19 protein-coding genes are annotated in these 19,509 nt (G+C 37.3%); 15 read left to right on the plus strand and 4 right to left on the minus strand.

Translation table 11 applies throughout. From position 1 onward, the window contains the following. Positions 1-107 precede the first annotated feature (107 nt). The 10 genes from panB to nth all read left to right on the plus strand — a co-directional run bounded on the left by panB (position 108) and on the right by nth (position 11,588). Positions 108-953, plus strand: a complete 846-nt coding sequence (gene panB / locus ACM26V_RS01730) for a 3-methyl-2-oxobutanoate hydroxymethyltransferase (protein ID WP_416149741.1) — start codon at positions 108-110, stop codon at positions 951-953. Continuing rightward, the gene (gene panC / locus ACM26V_RS01735; protein WP_416151769.1) at positions 946-1,803 is read left to right on the plus strand and encodes a pantoate--beta-alanine ligase; all 858 of its coding nucleotides are present in this window, start codon (positions 946-948) and stop codon (positions 1,801-1,803) included. Before panB ends, panC begins: the two co-directional genes overlap by 8 nt. A gap of 15 nt (positions 1,804-1,818) precedes the next feature. After that, positions 1,819-2,202, plus strand: coding sequence for an aspartate 1-decarboxylase (panD, locus tag ACM26V_RS01740; protein ID WP_416149742.1), 384 nt, complete (start codon positions 1,819-1,821; stop codon positions 2,200-2,202). Between the two features lie 165 nt (positions 2,203-2,367). Further along, entirely contained in the window at positions 2,368-5,199 is a 2,832-nt protein-coding gene (gene dinG, locus ACM26V_RS01745; RefSeq protein WP_416149744.1) for an ATP-dependent DNA helicase DinG, read from the plus strand. Positions 5,200-5,206: 7 nt separating this feature from the next. After that, positions 5,207-6,511, plus strand: a complete 1,305-nt coding sequence (locus tag ACM26V_RS01750) for an amidohydrolase (RefSeq protein ID WP_416149745.1) — start codon at positions 5,207-5,209, stop codon at positions 6,509-6,511. A gap of 256 nt (positions 6,512-6,767) precedes the next feature. Next, positions 6,768-7,313, plus strand: coding sequence for a DUF5590 domain-containing protein (locus ACM26V_RS01755; protein WP_416149746.1), 546 nt, complete (start codon positions 6,768-6,770; stop codon positions 7,311-7,313). A 71-nt stretch (positions 7,314-7,384) separates the two neighbouring features. Further along, complete coding sequence (locus ACM26V_RS01760; protein WP_416149747.1) at positions 7,385-8,563, plus strand: pyridoxal phosphate-dependent aminotransferase; 1,179 nt, start codon at positions 7,385-7,387, stop codon at positions 8,561-8,563. Between the two features lie 233 nt (positions 8,564-8,796). Next, complete coding sequence (gene asnS / locus ACM26V_RS01765) at positions 8,797-10,086, plus strand: asparagine--tRNA ligase (protein ID WP_416149748.1); 1,290 nt, start codon at positions 8,797-8,799, stop codon at positions 10,084-10,086. Between the two features lie 114 nt (positions 10,087-10,200). Then, a complete protein-coding gene (locus ACM26V_RS01770) occupies positions 10,201-10,923 on the plus strand; it encodes a DnaD domain-containing protein (protein WP_416149749.1) in 723 nt (240 codons plus the stop codon). Further along, on the plus strand, positions 10,923-11,588 hold the full coding sequence (gene nth, locus ACM26V_RS01775; protein ID WP_416149750.1) for an endonuclease III: 666 nt from the start codon (positions 10,923-10,925) through the stop codon (positions 11,586-11,588). The genes ACM26V_RS01770 and nth overlap by 1 nt, the downstream gene beginning before the upstream one ends. Positions 11,589-11,738: 150 nt before the next feature. On the opposite strand, the gene ACM26V_RS01780 is transcribed toward nth, so the two are convergent. Beyond that, positions 11,739-14,378, minus strand: a complete 2,640-nt coding sequence (locus ACM26V_RS01780; protein WP_416149751.1) for a PBP1A family penicillin-binding protein — start codon at positions 14,376-14,378, stop codon at positions 11,739-11,741. Positions 14,379-14,414: 36 nt separating this feature from the next. Continuing rightward, a complete protein-coding gene (gene recU, locus ACM26V_RS01785) occupies positions 14,415-15,017 on the minus strand; it encodes a Holliday junction resolvase RecU (RefSeq protein WP_416149752.1) in 603 nt (200 codons plus the stop codon). Positions 15,018-15,219: 202 nt separating this feature from the next. On the opposite strand from recU, the gene ACM26V_RS01790 reads away from it, so the two are divergent. Next, positions 15,220-16,179, plus strand: a complete 960-nt coding sequence (locus ACM26V_RS01790; RefSeq protein WP_416149753.1) for a DUF2515 family protein — start codon at positions 15,220-15,222, stop codon at positions 16,177-16,179. Between the two features lie 48 nt (positions 16,180-16,227). Here ACM26V_RS01790 and ACM26V_RS01795 read toward each other — a convergent pair whose 3' ends face one another. Continuing rightward, positions 16,228-16,350 (minus strand): hypothetical protein, encoded by a 123-nt coding sequence (locus ACM26V_RS01795; RefSeq protein WP_416149754.1) that lies wholly within the window; start codon positions 16,348-16,350, stop codon positions 16,228-16,230. A gap of 179 nt (positions 16,351-16,529) precedes the next feature. On the opposite strand from ACM26V_RS01795, the gene ACM26V_RS01800 reads away from it, so the two are divergent. From ACM26V_RS01800 to ACM26V_RS01810, 3 genes are all read left to right on the plus strand, one after another. Continuing rightward, positions 16,530-17,057 carry a MerR family transcriptional regulator gene (locus tag ACM26V_RS01800; RefSeq protein WP_416149755.1) on the plus strand — a complete coding sequence of 176 codons (528 nt, stop codon included), beginning with the start codon at positions 16,530-16,532 and terminating at the stop codon, positions 17,055-17,057. A 42-nt stretch (positions 17,058-17,099) separates the two neighbouring features. After that, complete coding sequence (locus ACM26V_RS01805) at positions 17,100-17,471, plus strand: YppE family protein (protein WP_416149756.1); 372 nt, start codon at positions 17,100-17,102, stop codon at positions 17,469-17,471. A 105-nt stretch (positions 17,472-17,576) separates the two neighbouring features. Next, positions 17,577-18,026, plus strand: a complete 450-nt coding sequence (locus ACM26V_RS01810) for a hypothetical protein (RefSeq protein ID WP_416149757.1) — start codon at positions 17,577-17,579, stop codon at positions 18,024-18,026. A 62-nt stretch (positions 18,027-18,088) separates the two neighbouring features. On the opposite strand, the gene cbpA is transcribed toward ACM26V_RS01810, so the two are convergent. Beyond that, positions 18,089-18,718, minus strand: a complete 630-nt coding sequence (gene cbpA / locus ACM26V_RS01815; RefSeq protein ID WP_416149758.1) for a cyclic di-AMP binding protein CbpA — start codon at positions 18,716-18,718, stop codon at positions 18,089-18,091. A gap of 131 nt (positions 18,719-18,849) precedes the next feature. On the opposite strand from cbpA, the gene ACM26V_RS01820 reads away from it, so the two are divergent. Next, positions 18,850-19,416: a cysteine hydrolase family protein gene (locus tag ACM26V_RS01820; protein ID WP_416149759.1), complete on the plus strand. Its 567-nt coding sequence runs from the start codon at positions 18,850-18,852 to the stop codon at positions 19,414-19,416. The last annotated feature ends 93 nt before the right edge of the window (positions 19,417-19,509 follow it).

Raw genomic sequence — 19,509 nt, forward strand, 5'->3', positions numbered from 1 at the left:
AGCTGTTTTAAGGGAAATGGACTCGAAATCGCTTTATTCGAAAAACAGAAATGGGTCAATTTGCAAACCCAGGTGGTCCACCAATACAAAGTTGAGAGGAGTCAGTTATGAAAAGTACGGCAGATTTAAAAAAAATGAAAAAAAATCAAGAACCAATAGTAATGTTGACGGCATACGATGCTCCTAGTGCAAAACTAGCAGAACAAGCATCAGTTGACACGATTCTTGTTGGTGATTCATTAGGGATGGTCGTTCTTGGCTATGAGTCGACGGTACCCGTGACGATGGAAGATATGATACACCATACGAAAGCAGTTAAAAGAGGGACGACAGATACATTTATTATTACTGATATGCCTTTTTTAAGTTACCATGCTTCAGATCAAGAAACTTTCATAAATGCGAGAAATCTGATCCAACAAGGTGGTGCTCATGCGATAAAAATGGAAGGGAATGGCCCGGTACTTGATAAGGCAGAAAAATTGGTTCGCGGTGGGGTTCCTGTCGTTTGCCATCTCGGTCTTACGCCACAAACGGTAGGTGTAACCGGGGGATATAAAGTCCAAGGGAAAGGCGATTCAGAAGCGAAGCAATTACTTGAAGATGCTATCCGTGTAGAAGCTGTTGGGGCATCGATGCTTGTACTTGAATGTGTTCCAGAAGCGTTAGCGACAGAAATTTCTCATCGACTGCAAATCCCTGTGATTGGTATCGGTGCAGGCCGATATACCGATGGACAAGTGCTTGTTTATCATGATGTGATTGGGTACTCTTCTGGCCACGTTCCAAAATTTGTGAAGCAATATAGTCACATAGGTGAAACGATTAAGGCTTCGATTAAGCAATACACAAGCGATGTGAAGAATAAGTCCTTTCCTGAAAAAACACATGTATTCCAGCCTACCCAACAAATAGATAATCAATTATACGGAGGACATAAGAGTGATGATTGAAATTAATACGATAAAAGGAATGAACGAGTGGACAAAGTCTAAAAAAAGTGAAAAACTCAGCGTCGGTTTTGTTCCTACGATGGGATTTTTACACGAAGGACACTTATCGTTAATTGAACGAGCGAAACAGGAAACGGACCTTGTAGTGATGAGTGTGTTTGTCAATCCATTGCAATTTGGTGAAGGAGAAGATTTTGACGATTATCCGCGTGATAAACAGCGTGATGCTAGCTTGGCGGAGGCACATGGGGTAGATGTATTATTTTACCCGGATGTCGAAGAAATGTACCCAACACCGTTAAGTGTGACGTTGAAGGTTCATCAAGGTGTTGATGTGTTATGTGGAGGGAGTCGACCTGGCCATTTTGATGGGGTCGCAACGATCGTAATGAAATTATTGCAAATTATAGAGCCTGAAAAAGCTTTTTTTGGTATGAAAGATGCACAGCAAGTTTCTGTGATCAAAAGAATGGTTACTGATTTTAACTTAAAGATTGAAATAGTTGCCGTTGAGATTGTTAGGGATGAAGATGGCTTGGCGAAAAGTTCGCGTAATGTGAATTTATCATCTTCAGAAAGAGCCGAAGCAACCAAAATATATCAAACTCTAAAGCAAGTAAAACATAAAGCGTTAGACAAGCACACATCCGATATTCCAGGTTTAGAGCGATGGACGAAGAATCAGTTGAAATCTCAACTGATTGAAGGAGAAATTGACTATGTGCAAATTCTTAATTTCCCTGAATTAACCATGCCTACTGATTATGAAGGTGAAATGATTTTGGCAGTTGCTGTTTACTATGAGCGAGCTAGACTGATTGATAATATAACTTGGCATCAAAGAGGTTGAAAGGAGATAAACAATATGTTTCGTGAAATGATGAGTGGGAAGCTTCACCGTGCAACCGTAACAGAAGCAAACCTAAACTATGTAGGAAGTATTACAATAGATGAAGATTTGTTAGAAGCTGTCGGCATTCTTGAAAATGAAAAGGTGCAAGTGGTAAATAATAATAATGGAGCTAGATTAGAAACGTACACGATTGCTGGTGATAGAGGGTCGAAAACGATTTGTTTAAATGGGGCAGCAGCTAGATTAGTTCAGCCTGGGGATAAAGTGATTATTATTGCTTATCAGTGGCTTCATAATGAGGAATGTCACTCGCACATACCTAAAGTCGCAATACTAAATGAGAAAAATGTTATTGTTGAAATGATGGGGACGGAGCCAGAAGCGACTTATAGATAAGGAAAGAAGCGTGAGGCAGATGCCTTGCGCTTTTTTCTGCTGCAAGAGTCTGTCATTTTGGTAAATTCGAATTGGCGAGGTGATTGTCAGCCGATCTCATGCTACAATAATAGAGAAATCATTGAGCATATAAATTTATTCAGACTATTGAAAGAAGGTATTTCTATGAACCGCTTTGTCGTCCTCGATGTTGAAACAACAGGTGTGGCATTTTCTCGGGGAGATCGTATTATTCAACTAGCCTATTCCGTGGTCGAGCATGAGAGAATTGTTCGCCGTTATTCGTCATACATAAATCCAGAACGATCAATACCAACGTTTATTCAGTCATTAACAAATATTGGTGAAAAAGATGTAAATGATGCACCAAGTTTTGGCGAAGTTGCTCCAGAACTATTGAAAGATTTAGACGGTGCTTATTTCGTAGCTCATAACGCAGAATTCGATTTAGGCTTTGTTAATGAAGAGCTCGAGAATGCAGGGTATCCACCATTTAATGGCCCGATGATCGATACTGTAGAGCTAGCGAGAATAGTTTTTCCAACTCAAGACAGTTTTCGATTGTCACAACTAGCTGAGAGCTTCGAAATGGATCATTTGGAACCTCACAAGGCGGACAGCGATGCTGAGGCTACGGCATTGTTATTGATAGAAATTTTTAAAAAGTTTACAAGCCTTCCGTTGCTTACACTTCAACAGATTGAAAAGCTATCAACGAAACTTAATAGTGATCTCGGGTCGGTTTTAATGTCTTGGATTGAAAAAAAATTATCGAAGCCTGAACAAGAAAGTGAAATCGATGCTTTTCATGGGATTGCCTTGAAACAAGATCCGTCACTTAATGGAATGGAAGAAAAGTCAGAGGACATCCCAAACGTCAATGAGTTTTTAGAGCAAACGCTAAATAATCACGAAAAGATGAAAACACTCATTCCTGGATATGAAAGAAGAAGCGGACAAATTGAAATGATTGAGTTTATTGATCAAATGTTCCAAGCTAATAGTATTGGGCTTGTTGAAGCGGGGACAGGAACAGGAAAAACATTAGCTTATCTCATTCCAGCAGCTCTCTACGCATTAAAAAATGAAGAACCAGTAGTAATCAGTACAGAGACGATTCAACTCCAAGAACAAATCGTAAAAAAAGAGTTACCTGTATTGCAGCAAATTCTCCCTATTCCGATTAGAAGTGCTTTACTCAAAGGGAGAAGTCATTATTTATGTTTGCAAAAATTTGAAAATCTTCTTCACAGTGATCCAGCAGATACATATGACCGAACGTTATCGAAGGCGCAAATTCTCGTATGGTTAACATCAACAGTGACTGGAGATGTGGAAGAATTGAGTTTAGCCGCAGGGAATACTCGTTTTTGGCATGAAATTGCAAGCGATGCTTCGTCATGTTCAACGCCAAATTGTCCCTGGTTCTCACGGTGCTTTTATCAGCGTGCACGCAAAAAATCAAAACGTGCAGATATCATCGTCACAAATCACTCTCTTTTGTGTGCCGACTTAGTTGCTGAACATCAACTCATTCCTGGATACTCAACGTTGATTGTCGACGAGGCTCATCATTTAGAAGACACAGCAACGAGACAATTTGGTAATAAATTAGACTATTTAACGATGACACAGCTGTTAAATGATATGGTTGGACGTGAGAAAGGCGGGTGGATTCCTAGTCATTTATGGGATCATATCGATCAAGAGTTGAAAAACGAAGCGATTGAATTGGAAGAGCAGATAAAGGTCTTTAGACAAGAGTGGAATGATTTATTTTTACTTTTAAACCAATATATTACGAACCTCCAATCACGCAAAAATGAAACTGGCAGGTTATCAAAGATTATCAAAACAACCGATGAGTTATGGAGCAAAGTTTCTGAAGCTGCTGTGAGATGTGACTTCGTTGTGAAGCCGATACTGAAAATGATGAATCGTTTGACAGATTCACTTGAAGATATCGTAAGTGGAGAATCTTTTCTTGGCAATAATTATGGAGAACTTGATTGGTTACAAACAATTCAGACTCAATTGGAGCAGCAATACGCTAATTTTCATACATTGATCCTTCATCAAGAAGAAGATTCTGTGTATTGGTTGGAATTAGAAACACGTGGACCGAAGCAATCGATTTCAATTCAAGGTTGCCCAATTGACATCTCAGAAAAATTGGCTGACAAATTTTTCACGAAGAAAAGTCGTGTTATCTTAACGTCAGCAACGTTGACGGTAAATGACAAATTTAATTATATGATTCGGCGATTGGGCTTAGAGGACTTTCCGGTCGAGACAAAGCAAGTAGACTCGCCTTTTTCATGGGATTCTCAAGTTTCATTCATGGTACCTGAGGATATGCCGTTGATTCAAGAAGCGGGAGAAGAGGCTTATATTGAGGCAGCGGCGATGCAAATTTATCGTATAGCACATGTGACAAAAGGGAAAATGCTTGTCTTGTTTACATCCTATGACATGTTAAGGCGAACTTACAACATTTTGAAAACAATGTTTGATGACTCGTTTATGTTGATTGCTCAAGGAGTTCAGACGAAAAGTCGTTCGAAGCTGACAAAGAATTTTCAACAATTTGATCAGGCAATTCTACTTGGAACGAGCAGTTTTTGGGAAGGGGTAGATATTCCTGGAAGTGATTTGAGTGCAATTGTGATGGCAAGATTGCCTTTTAGCCCACCGAATGATCCGGTATTTAAAGCTCGTTCAGAACAATTAAAACAAGAAGGGGAATCTCCTTTCATGAAATTAGCATTGCCGCAAGCCGTTCTTCGTTTTAAACAAGGATTCGGAAGGCTTATTCGCCGCTCAACAGATAGAGGAATTGTTGTCGTATTAGATCGAAGAATTGTAAATACGAGGTATGGGAAGTCATTTACGAAATCATTGCCAGATATTCCACTCATCGAAGAATCAATGAGCGAAATGGAAATTAGAATTGAACAGTGGTTTGAACCGTTGTTGGAAAACGATAGAAAGGAGTGATACTTTGATGAATACGGTTGTACACTCAGTAACAATCGTTACGATGGACGACGACAATAGTCTTTTTTATGGATACGTCGTTGTTGAAGAAAATGGATTTAAAAAAGTTAGTAAAGGTTCTCCTACATCCGAAGAATTGAAATCGGCAAATCAAGTCATAGATGGTAAAGGAAAATGGTTGATGCCTGGCTTAATCAATACTCATGGTCATTTAGGGAGTACTCTCCTTCGTGGTGCAGGAGATGATATGTCATTAATGACATGGTTAGAACAAGTGATGTGGCCAAATGAAGCGCGATTTGATAAAGAAACTGTCTTGATTGCTGCTGAATTGGCGATGATGGAAATGATCAAATCCGGGACGACAACGTTTTTAGATATGTACCATATGCACTTAGATGACGTAGCAGATTTAGTTATGGAGAAAGGGTTGAGAGCTACCCTATGCAGAGGCATGATTGGCCTGTGTTCAGAAGAAGAACAAGAAGCCAAACTTGCAGAGTCTGTTCGTCTCTTCGATCAGTTCCATGGGAAAGGTAATGGGAAATTGTCGATTGCGCTTTCCCCTCATGCACCTTATACGTGTCCACCCCCATTTTTGAACCGGGTTGTTGAAACTGCGGAAAAACATCAGATGATAATTCACACACATTTATCCGAAACGAGGGGAGAAGTAGAGAAACATCTGAAAGATTACGGGAAGAGACCTGTCGAACATATGGAGGAACTCGGCCTATTTCGTCAGCCTTGTTTGATCGCTCATGGTGTACATGTGAACGAGCAAGAAATAAATATCTTGAAAGACTGTCAAGTGGCCGTCTCACATAATCCTATGAGTAATTTAAAGTTAGGATCAGGTATCGCACCAATTCCGGAAATGCAATCTAAAGGTATTACGGTAGCCCTTGGTACAGACTCAACAGCAAGTAATAATAATTTGGATATGTTTGAAGAAATGAGGATGGCTGCACTCATTCATAAAGGCTTTAATGAAAATCCTTCAGCAACAACAAGTATTGAGACATTAGCTATGGCGACGAGTAAAGGTGCTGAGGCGTTGAGGTTAGATCGACTAGGTAAGATAACTCCAGGTTTCAAAGCTGATTTTATTATCGTAAATCCCAATGAACCACACCTTACTCCGTGGAATGAGTCAAGAGTTCAGTCTCATTTGGTTTATTCAGCTAGTGGAAGTGATGTAACAGATGTATTCATTGATGGACAACCGATTTATTTAAATCGTCAACTCATCAATTTTGATGAAGAGAAAATTATTTCTCAGGCAAACGAAAAACTTAAAAAATTCATCTAATAAATCTAGCCAGATCGTTTATATATGATAAAATAAAAAGCGTACCACTTTCGATGATTCAGATCCGATTTATGTAAGGGCAGTTTGCTAGATAGAAAACATCTAAACTGTAGAAAACTTAAAACACTATCGGTATGAGTGGTTTTACAAGGTTGACCTTCTAATAAAATCAATAGGTTTGTTATTTGATTTGATTTTAGACGATGAAAATAAAAATAGAATGACTCTTACTATTTATGAAACGTGAGGAATGAGTATGAAAGCATGGATCATTTCGATATCTGTTATCTTGCTTGCGACGGTTATAGGTTTGTCATATTACCTTTATGAGGTGACTGCTGATCCGATTCGCGATCGCCAAGATGAAGCTATTACTTTGGCTGGAGAAACTGTTGATTTTTCGGAAGTTAGAGAAGTGAATTATTATCATGGAAGTAAGTCTTACCAAATCATTGATGCGGTTGATGACGAAGGAAATGACATTTACATATGGGTTGAAGAAATAAAAGAAATTGAAGAAATTGATGAGAGCGAAGAAACAAATGAAATCGAAGAATCTGAGGAATCAGAAGAGGCAAAAATTGAAGTTAGACTTCAGTCTGAAGGTTTAACGAAACAAGAAGTTATTGAAATTGTGCAAGATGAATTAATCATTGAAAGATTAAAATCGGTTCGATTAGGTATGATTGGTTCAACACCTGTTTATGAAGTTAATTACATTGACGATGAAGATCGACATTCGTTTTATTATTTAACGTTTGCAGAGGGGACTTATATGCGTCATTATCAATTTTTATCTTAATGAGAACCAGCTCTGCTAATTTGCTAACATAAAATAGACGGAGCTGAATAAAAATAAGGAGCGATTTTATTATGAAATTTTCACCACGTGTTACGTCGATTACGCCATCATCTACTTTGGCAATCACAGCGAAGGCTAAGCAGTTAAAATCAGAAGGCCATGATGTAATTGGGTTAGGTGCAGGTGAGCCAGATTTTAATACACCGAAGCATATTATCGAAGCTAGCTATCAGTCAATGCTTGCAGGACATACGAAGTATACTCCGGCTGCGGGATTACCGGAACTGAAAAAAGTCATTTGTGAAAAATTTAAACAGGATCAAGGTATTGATTACACAAATGATGAAATTATTGTGACAAGTGGGGCGAAGCACTCTTTATCGTTATTATTTCAAACGATTTTACAGGAAGATGAAGAAGTAATTATTCCAACGCCATACTGGGTGAGCTACCCTGAGCAGGTAAAAGTAGCGGGGGGAAAACCTGTCTTTATTGAAGGGAAAGAGGAATATGACTTTAAAGTAACAAAGGAACAAATAGAACAAGCGATTACACCTAAAACAAAAGCGATCATTATTAATTCACCAAGTAATCCGACTGGGGTTATGTATGAAGAAGCAGAACTCAAGTTAATTGGTGATGTTTGTTTGAAAAACAATGTAACGATTGTTTCAGATGAAATTTATGAGAAATTAATTTACGGTGGAAAAACACATGTTTCCATTGCACAATTATCACCTGAATTGAAGGAGAATACGGTGATTGTAAACGGTGTGTCCAAATCTCATTCAATGACAGGATGGAGAATTGGGTATACTGCAGGTAATAAAGAAATTATAAAAAAGATGTCTAACGTGGCTAGTCACACAACATCAAATCCAGCAGTAATGTCACAGTACGGTGCGATTGCGGCTTATACCAATGATGATGGTTCAGTTGAAAACATGCGAGAATCTTTTGAAGGGCGATTAAACGAGGTATATAGTCAGTTGAATGATATTCCTGGTTTTTCATGTGTCAAGCCACAAGGAGCATTTTACTTGTTTCCAAACGTGAAAGAAGCGGTTGACAAAAGTCCATATGATACAACTGATGAATGGGTAACGGCATTACTAGAACAAGAAAAAGTTGCCGTTGTCCCAGGTAGTGGTTTTGGTTCACCAGACAATATCCGTTTATCGTATGCAACAAGTTTAGAGCAGTTTCAAGGTGCTTTAGCTCGAATTCGTAAGTTTGTTGAAAATAACTAAAGTCTAATAATCGCTAATTCGGTGTTGGTAAAGTGAGAGGTTTGATTTTATGAATTAATCTAATCACCATACCAATAACTATATGATTATTGACATCTTTTTTATAGCAAAGGTATAATAACCTAGCTATTTAAAAGTTGAGCTTTATGGATAGACAAGCTCTGATTCACGATGATGGTCATTAGAACGAAATGATGCAAAGGATTTGATGATAGATTGTTGGAGGGAATAACGTGAAAACGACGATTTCAGAAGTAGGAAAGCATTTAGAGCAAACCGTAACCATCGGAACATGGTTAGCTAACAAAAGATCAAGTGGTAAAATTGCCTTTCTTCAGCTACGCGATGGAACGGGCTTTATTCAAGGAGTCGTTGTAAAAGCAGAAGTAGGGGAAGAAATTTTTCAACGAAGCAAAGAATTAACTCAGGAAACATCTTTGTATGTAACGGGAGTCGTTCGTGAAGATGAACGTGCACCATCGGGGTTTGAGTTGTCTGTTCACAGCATTGAAGTTATTCATGAAGCTAGTGACTATCCTATTACTCCAAAGGAACACGGAACTGAGTTTCTAATGGACCATCGCCATCTTTGGCTTAGATCGAAGCGTCAGCATGCGATTATGAAAATAAGAAACGAAATAATTCGAGCAACTTATGAATTTTTTAATGACAATGGCTTTGTCAAAGTTGATCCGCCTATTTTAACTGGAAGCTCAGCTGAAGGAACAACAAATTTATTTCACACGAAATATTTTGACGAGGATGCTTATCTTTCACAAAGTGGTCAACTATATATGGAAGCAGCGGCGATGGCTTTAGGCAAAGTCTTTTCATTTGGCCCCACCTTTCGAGCGGAAAAATCGAAGACGCGTCGTCACTTAATTGAGTTTTGGATGATTGAACCTGAAATGGCGTTTATGGACCATGAAGAAAGTTTAGTTGTTCAGGAAAGTTATGTGAGCTATGTCATTCAATCTGTTCTTGTGAACTGTAAATTAGAATTAAATGCGCTAGAACGTGATACGTCTAAACTTGAAAATATTCAAGCTCCATTTCCAAGAATTTCGTATGATGAGGCTATTGAATTCTTGAAAAATGATGGATATGAAATTGAATGGGGAGAAGATTTCGGGTCTCCACACGAAACGGCAATTGCTGAGAAATATGATAAGCCAGTATTTATTACCAATTACCCGAAAGATATTAAAGCTTTTTATATGAAACCTCATCCAACGCGAGATGACGTCGTTTTATGTGCTGATTTAATCGCGCCGGAGGGGTACGGGGAAATTATTGGCGGTAGCCAAAGAATTGATGATGAGGTATTGTTAAAGCAACGTTATGATGAGCACAACCTTTCTCATGATGCTTACAGGTGGTACATGGATTTACGAAAATACGGATCCGTTCCACACTCGGGATTCGGATTGGGATTAGAACGAACGGTAGGCTGGATTTGTGGAACAGACCATGTAAGAGAAACCATTCCGTTTCCGCGACTGTTAAATCGTTTATACCCATAATCTTGATCTGTTTAAAAGAGGCCTCTTGATAAAGGGGGCCTTTCTTCATTTTTATAACGAAGCGTGTCATTTAGAAATGAGCAATCAACGAACATGAAAGGGAGGAGGACAAACTTGAAAAATGATCTAAGTTTTCAATTACTTACTGAGAAGCCGATGACATTACCGGGAGTTTTATTTAGACACTACAAAGATCTAGGGCTCACGGATATACAATTTTTAATTTTAATTCATATTCGCCAATTTCATCAAGAAGGCCATGAATTTCCAACACCAAAAGATTTAATTAATCGAATGACTATAAACGAAATGGAATGTACACAACAATTAAAGCAATTATTATCTCATCGATTTATTGAGATTGTCGAAGTTAAAGCCGCAGCAGATCTGAAAATTTCTGAAGCTATTTCTATTGAACCGTTATTCGAAAAACTCCATTTATATTTAAATGAACAAGATGTCGAAAAAGATACTGATGACAAGAAAATCTTGGAAGGTCAATTATTTCAGCGATTTGAGCAAGAATTTTCCAGACCGCTGTCTCCGATGGAAATGGAGATGATTTCAATGTGGATTGATGAGGACCAACATGAATCTCATATTATCGAAGCGGCATTGAGAGAATCTGTCGTATCCTCACGCTTGAATTTTAGATATATTGATAGAATTCTTTTCGATTGGAAGAAAAACGGTATAAAAACGGTTGAACAAGCAAAAATCCACGGAGAAAAAGTACGGAGCCATCACCAGCCTTCACAGAAGTTTCAATCAAAAATGTCCTCACCTCCAAAAAAGCGTAATCCTGGTTACAATTGGCTTGAAGGAGATGGAAACTAATGTTGACAAAAACACAAATTAAAGAAGTTTTATCAACAATGGCTGAAATGTTTCCAGAGGCAGAATGTGAGTTAACTCATGCTAATCCATTTGAGTTAACTATCGCAGTTGTTCTCTCGGCGCAAGCAACAGATGCTTTAGTTAATAAAGTAACGCCAAAACTATTTGAGAAATATAGAAATCCTGACGATTTCGTTCAAGTTCCTTTGGAGGAATTGGAACAAGATATAAAATCTATTGGGTTGTTTCGAAGTAAAGCCAAAAATATAAAGAAACTTGCCCAATCGCTTTTAGATAATTATGATGGCGAGGTTCCTAGAGAGCGCGATGAATTAATAAAACTCGCTGGTGTTGGTCGCAAAACGGCTAATGTCGTTGCATCGGTAGCTTTTGACGAGCCGGCTATAGCAGTTGATACACATGTGGAACGAGTAAGTAAGAGGTTGGCCATTTGTCGTTGGAAGGATTCTGTATTAGAAGTAGAAAAAACATTAATGAGAAAAGTACCAAAAGAAGAATGGTCTGTTACGCATCATCGAATGATTTTTTTCGGCAGATACCATTGTAAATCTCAATCACCGAAATGCAGAGAATGCCCATTAGTCAGTATGTGTAGAGAAGGTAAAAAGAGGCTGAAAAAGCAAGGGATCATTATGCCTACGTAAAAATATGTAGTTAAAAACTGAAAATTAGTTACTGGGAAGTAGCTTAACTCCTCGGGCACGGTTTTGATTTATCCGAGTTAAAAAGGATTTTTTCTTTTTACAAACCCCAAATAAAAACCCAACAAGGTATCAAACCTTGTTGGGTTTTTATTAGTTACTATTTTCGCCTTCCGGATTCTCTTCTTCACTATCATCAACATCAGGTTCATCTTCACTGGTATCGTCGTTATCCTCGTTGTTTCGATTACCATTACCATTTCCGTTACCATTGTTATTATTGTTTGGAGTATCTTCATTGTTATTTGTATTGTCGTTTCCGTTATTTCCGCCTTGATTTTCATTCCCATTGTCTGGTTCTGTTTCTTCTTCTCCAATATCTTCTTCAATTTCTTCCTCTAGCTCTTCTTCTTCTTCCTCCTCTTCCTCTTCTTCAGGAATTGTTACTTCCACAGAGGCAGGATCACTTTGTAAATCTTCGTTATCATCGGCAATCGCAGTGACACGAATGGAGTAAGTTTCTCCATACTCTGGGTTAGTTATTTGAAATTGCATGTCTTTTGTAATATCAATTAATGAATAGTCACTGCTTTGACCATCACTAACTTCAAGTCTGAAACTGAAATTGTCTCTGAGATCTTCTGGATAATCCCATTCAATGAAGATCGAGTGTTCCTCTTCATCGTAATTTGCTGAAAGTCCTTGAACAGGCTCTGCTTCCTCAAATTCTTCAGAAACGGTTGTCGGTTCATTACCTCTGACAAAGTATTCATAAATGATCTCACTTTCAGGAGTGAAATCGCTCGGTAGCTGACCTGTAGAGCGTTCAATACCTAATTCGACTACGGAGTCAGGCTGAACGAAATCAGAAGTTTCTCGGCCTTCGTGAGCATAACCCATGACACCGGTAAAAATTTGTCGCGATATTTGTTCTTCACCATTATCCATAATGATTTGACCGTCTCCTATATTAGGATACCCAGTCCATACTGCTGCTGTTAATTCCGTCGTATAACCCGCAAACCAACCATCGCGAATTGCGGAATCTGGAATGTTATGGTCCTCTCTTTGTTCTGGAGTAAAATTACTAGATCCCGTTTTTCCAGCGACAGGCAAGCCTGGGATTTGTGCTGCTGTCCCTGTTCCAGATTCGACAACATCTTTTAACATATCTGAAATCATAAACGCAGTGTAGTCATTCATTGCTTGCTCAGGTTCCGGAGCTAATTCAATAACACGTCCATCTGGGAATTCAACTTTTCTCACAGTGTGTGGTTCATTGAATTCACCACCATTCCCGAAAGCAGCGTATGCACCTGCCATTTGATAAGTGGAAACTTCATTTGCTCCTAACGCAAAAGACTCAAAAATTTCTTCCATAGGAAATCCTAAGTTTTGTGCAAAATTTTGCGCGTTATCTAGACCAACCTCATGAAGTGTTTTTACTGCTGGGACGTTTAGTGAGCGTCTCAAAGCTTCTCGCATAGAAACGGAACCACTAAAGGTTCTGTCAAAATTTCGTACTGGATCCCCACTATTATAAGAATATTCTTCATCGACAATTTGATGATATGTTGACCATTGCAGCTCGTCAATCGCAGGACCATAATCAATTATAGGCTTCATAGCAGAGCCAGCTTGGCCGTTTACTCTTGTAGCCCAATTTAACAGTTGTTCTCCTTCAGCTGCTTTACGACTACCACCGATTGCTCTGACTTGGCCAGTTTTCGTTTCCATTAATGTAACTCCTGCTTGAAAGTATTCATCTGGGTAAGCGATATCTGATTGAATCACTTGTTCAGTGTGGCTTTGTAAATCTTGATCTAAGTTTGTATATATTTTCATTCCACTCGTATAAATATCAGTCATGTCAATGCCTTCAATTTCTTCCACTTCAGCTAACACTTCATCAATATAGAACTGAAACTGGAAAGCTTCACGTTCGCTTCGTTGTAACTGGTCTTCTACTGGAACTGCTGTAGCAGCTTCAGCTTCTTCTTCCGTAATTTTACCATTCGTCAACATACGTTGAATGACCGTATTTCGCCTTTCTTCGGCAGCTTCTGGATGATTGAGAGGGTTGTGAGCATTAGGTCGCTGAGGTATTCCTGCTAATAATGCCGCATCCTCAATTGTTAATTCATCTAAATCCTTACTAAAGTAGTAATTTGCTGCTTCAACAACACCATAACGAGAATCGGAAAAATAGATTGCATTCATATACATTTCAAGAATTTGATCCTTAGTGTATTGTTGTTCTAATTTTACTGCTAAATATTGTTCTTGCAGCTTTCGGGTCATTGTTTTATCAAACTCAAAAAATAGGTTTTTGACGACCTGTTGTGTGATTGTACTTGCGCCTTCACTACCGAAACCACCTGTGATATTTGCTCTGATCGCTCCACCAATACGACGAAGGTCAATGCCGAAGTGATCATAGAAACGAGTATCTTCGACTGAAATAACTGCATCTTTTAGCACAGGAGGAATATCATCAATATTAGCGGATGTGCGATTTTCAGCTGCCTTTACTGTATCCATTTCAGTGTCATTCATATCCATAATAACTGGGTTTTGAGGTAAAGTCATCTTATCAGGATCCAAGTCAGGTGCTCCACGCATAATTGCAAAAACTGATATAGCACCAACTAGCATCATTACAAGAATCATGACTCCTAAAGCAATAAAGATTTTTTTCGCTAAACCTTTTCGATCCTTTTTATTTTTTGATCCTTCACTTTTATTTTTCGTTTTAGCTTTTTTGCGTTCTTGTCTTGAGAATTGTTCAGACATGATTCATCTTCCTTTCGAACTTTAAGTGTTTAATCACTAAAGAATGTTATCAATTAGTTTTAAATAGTCAATTCTTGGATGAAAACCAATCGGGATATGGTATCCGTAAGTTTCTATTTCTTTTTTCGTAATAGACTTTCGTTTTGTGTCTTGATTATCGTAATAATGAAATAAATCTACAGCTTTCAATAGATAAACTTCATTCAAAACGGAAAAGCTTAACAACGCAAATGCAAAACCTTCATGGGCAACGACTTCTTTCATGTGGGTGATTTGGTGATCATGAAAGTTTTTTAATGGAAAACTTGTTTTGTTCTTTGTTTCTTTTGCTTCGAAATCAAGATATCTTCCTTTATAAACACCGTTATAGTCTGTGGTTGATGGTTTCTTAAAGTAAGCTTCTGTTACGACCGCTGCACTCCGTTTAGGATAATTAACATTAACAATTTGCAGCGGAGTAGGTTTTTTATGAATGACAGCTATTTTATGGGTCCTGTAATATTCATTTGTTGCGTTTATATCCTCCTCTAGACTCATTCCACGATTACTGAAACGATTATCTTTATAATTGACGTTTTTTTGTTGTGAAAGGATTCGCTTTTTATGAAATTTTTTTCCGTTTGGATAATGAATCGTCATATCAATGTCCTTTCCCTAAAAAAAAGAAAGTGCTAGGATCACTTTATAAAATAGTTTAGTAATACAAAGAAATCATCACTCCATCATACCACATCCTAAACGATTGAGAATAGGATTATTAGCTCATTCGTGAGTAAGTTACATCAACTGTGGGAAAATTGGTATAGATATACTTTCAAAATTTCATGGAGGTTGTGCAAAAATGAATGATCAGCAATTAGTAAAAAAAATCCAACGATTAACAATAAAAAATAATAAAGATAATATTTCCCGTACATATGCATATCAAAGATATTATTTTTCTCACCAAGAGATAAGGTGGGCTTATTTGGCTAGTTTCGTTTCTCGCAATGCTGGTTGGTCAATGAGCGATTTAATGACAAATGCTCTCGTAAACATGATTTCAAATGAGTGGCGTAGAAGATTGTTTATAACATTTGAGCGAATTAATTGGCTTATTTTTTCGGATGTGTATCCACAGTTAATCATTTATGAATGGTCCAAAAAAAAAGAATATCCTTTATTTGATAAACTCAGGTTGTTTCAAGTCTCACAATGGATGATTGACCAGTGGTGGATTTTCTGGAATAAAAAAGATAAAAATCAACTAATGGATGCCCTTATTATAAATGAACAACATGTCATAGAAAAACCAGTAATATGTGCCCCGCTTTTTAAAGAAGCTTTATTTACCCGTGCTGTGTATGAATGGCAAGAAAGGTTACATTTCAGTGTTGTTATTTTTCCAACATTAGATGGAGAGTTATTCGGCACATCAGTGAGAAATTTCACTAATGTAAATGAAAGAGTCATTCTTGGAAAAACACTTGCATGGATGTTGTTTGACTCTGAAGAGAGTGAATCTATTATGAAATATTTTATCAAACACGAATTTACTGCTAATCGAGCTAATGATATTCCCTATTTACACCAAGAAGAAGGAGACAAGTTCACATTTAGAATACTATGCCCACAAGTTCTTCATCATGACGAATCAAGGAGGGACTGGTCAACAGATAAGCGATTTCATCCGCAGTTATTACTCGCTAAAAAACCAAAAATTCCTAGAAAATACTGTTTAACTGCTTGGTACGAAAAAAAACAACTACAAATTGATGTTGCATCTAAATTGATTTCATATGTAAAAAAAGCAGGTACTTGAATATTAAGTACCTGCATTGATTCATATATATAGGGGGTTATTAAACGGTTACGTTGAAGGACGATTTGGACCTAAATTTTTTTTGTCCACTTGACCTTTGTTATCGGCAGTTTGTGACGTGCGATTCTGATTACGACGTGATTTCTCATTTTCTGTTCGCTTTGACATCATATCACCTCCAATTTTATTACTTACTTCTATTTTGCGCAGTAACGAAAAAATGATTCGTATGATACTTTGAAGGATTCTTACTTTCTTTGCCGAAAGATAACTAGTTTTGTCGCTGTACAAGGGAATTAAATAATAAGCAGAGAATATAGTAGCAAACGAAAGGAAAGGGGCGATGGTGTATGATAAATAAAAGTTGGAAAACCAAGGAGGTTGCTGAAGAATTCGGGGTCAATCCTTCAACAGTTCAACGGTGGATTAAACATTTTCAATTATCTTGTGAAATAAACAGTCAAGGACACTTCGAATTAAATGAAGCAACGTATAAAAAATTAAAACACATTCATAATGAAACAAATCAAGGGAAAAAACTAAAAGAAGTGACACTAGCAGGACACCGTTTTTCCACACCACAAGTTCAATTTAAAAAGATGGTTCCTACGCATCGATTGGATGAAAGGATTGATAGACTAATCATTCAAGTTGACCAACTAGATCGAAATTTACAGACGAAAGCAGATGAAGTCGTTGAATATCAAGTGCTTAATCAAAGAAAAGAAATTAATGAATTAAATGACTTAATTTCTCAGTTAACTAGACGTTTGCAAGCGCTAGAAGCAGAATTACGTGAGAAAGAGCAGAGAACATTTATAGAAAGAAGAGAAGTTCCCATGAAAAAAAGGCGATTAGCAGGTATTTTTAGTTTGTAACTTTCTGTGAGTTTGATACAATCACCTTGAGGTGACATTTTAATGGAACAACAAAAACTAGAAGAATTAACGAAACAAACAATGCTACTTCGTGAATTGAATAAACAGGCACTTGTTCATTTCAAAAAATATTCTGAAAGTGAAGAAGTAGCAGATTTCTTTGCAGACGTAAAGCCGTTTGCTGATGAAGTAAAAGATAATTTAGAACAATGGACACCAAATGTTCTTAAGTGGTTAGAATCGAAAAAACCACCTTATATTCATCCTCAACAAATTGATGAATTAGTGGAGAATTTTGAAATTCTCTCTGTTACTTGCTTTCAAAAAGATACGAGAAACAAGAAACTAATGGATCGTTATAAGTCCATCGAGTATACGTTATCCCTCGTTGCCCAATCATTAGATGGAAATTGACATGGTTGAACGCAATGACCAACGTAAGCTTCGAAGCTTACGTTTTTCTTTGTGTTCTAAGTTTTTCAGTGGCCATTGTATAGTAAGAAGAAAGGATGAAGAACATTGAAGAAAGTATTTTGTCTTTGGCTTATTGTGATTCCTTTGATGATCGCATGTGACGAAGAAGAGGTTTGGAAAGAGTTAGAGGACGAAAACTTGACACAAGAATTGGTTAAATTTATGCATGATTATAAAGAAGTTTGGGAAGAAAGCTTAACAGAACAGTCATATTCGTTGATGGAAACTTTTTTTGTAGGGAACAGTCAAGTTTTCCATATGGAGAGAAAACAACATCAACAATTGATGGGAGAAAGGAAAATCGAGAAATTTCAACAGGCTAATGATATATTAGTTGAAACAAATCAATTTGATGAATTCAGAGTCCATTGGAACGAAACAGTGGAGATTGAGCAATTAGATTCTGTTCTTGAAGAAACTCGAGATAGGCGGTATTACATATCTGAAGGGAATAGTGGATTTAGAATTACAGCGATCGAACGTTCGGACGATTAAGTAGCACCTACGTAAAGTAGGTGCTACTTATACTCTTGTTAAAAAGCAGCCCATATTTAGTGTTATATTTTTTCAACATCAAATACTCGTAAACCTTCGTTTTCAAGGTGACCTACAACTTGATCCAATTTGGTAATAGACGTTTCATTTGGCAATGTAACAATCACACGCCGAAAGAATGTACTCTCATTATCAAGCGTCATGAGACTTTGAATGTTTGTAAATTTCTTTAGGCTAGCAACGATTGTGTTTAGTGCGCCTTGATATTCATGTGTTGAAATGGTCATTGTATAACTCCCTGTTTCTAACCCCCATGAATCTTCAAGAATTTCCATAACATTTGCGTGTGTTAAGATTCCTGTGAATTTTTCATTTTCGTCGAGTACTGCTAAATATGGATATTTTTTAATGGTTGTGAAAATACGAAAGAAAGATGCTTTTTCGTTGATCGAGACGTCCACATCATCAATAAGTTTCGATATAGAATCATCCCATGTGACCGCTTCTTTCACAATAGCTCGATAGATGTCTTGTACATAAATGTTACCTTTGAAATAGTTGCCGCTGTCATCAAGAATAGGAACACATCGATAACCGTTTTTTTCTAATTCTTCAATGGCTTCACGAACAGTAAATGATTCTTTACAGAAACGGACGTTATCTTTCTTTATGATATTATATTTAATTTTCATGAAATTTCCCACCTCTCTTTACCTTATTCAAGTATATATGAAAAATTAGTAGAATAAAATATACTTTGATGTTCAACTGTTTACGCGTCAAAATGATACAATGAAGAAAATAAGTTGTCTAGGAGGATATTATGAAGGCACTAATTGTAATAGATTATACGAATGACTTTGTAGCAGAGGATGGCAGGTTAACTTGTGGTGAACGCGGTCAATCTATAGATAAAAGATTAACTGAATTAACGAAATTATTTATTGAACAAGATCATTTCATTGCTTTTGCTATAGATGCTCATAAAGAGAAAGATCCCCATCATCCTGAAGCTAAACTATTTCCATCTCATAATGTTATTGGAACGAAGGGAAGAGCTCTTTATGGAAGTTTAGGTCAATATATAGATGACTTAACATATGAAGGAATAGACAAATATCATTGGATGGACAAAACGCGATACAGTGCATTTGCAGGTACTGATTTAGAACTGAAACTTAGAGAGAGAAATATTGATGAGATTCACCTTGTCGGTGTGTGTACAGATATTTGCATTCTTCATACCGCAGTTGATGCTTATAACAAAGGGTTTACCATCACGGTTCATTCTGACGCTGTAGAGAGTTTTAACCCGGAAGGACATTCTTGGGCGTTGCAGCATTTTTCACAAACGTTAGGAGCAAATGTAGTTGAAAATTGGAAAGAGTAACTTGGGTGAATAATTCATAAATCAATTAGAGAGTAGTTAACAAGACATTCAAATAGACGTAATATAAGCTTAGCACAATTTAAAAGAGGTGTT

It is taken from the genome of Salipaludibacillus sp. HK11 (assembly GCF_047795645.1).
Classification (GTDB): Bacteria; Bacillota; Bacilli; order Bacillales; family Salisediminibacteriaceae; genus Salipaludibacillus.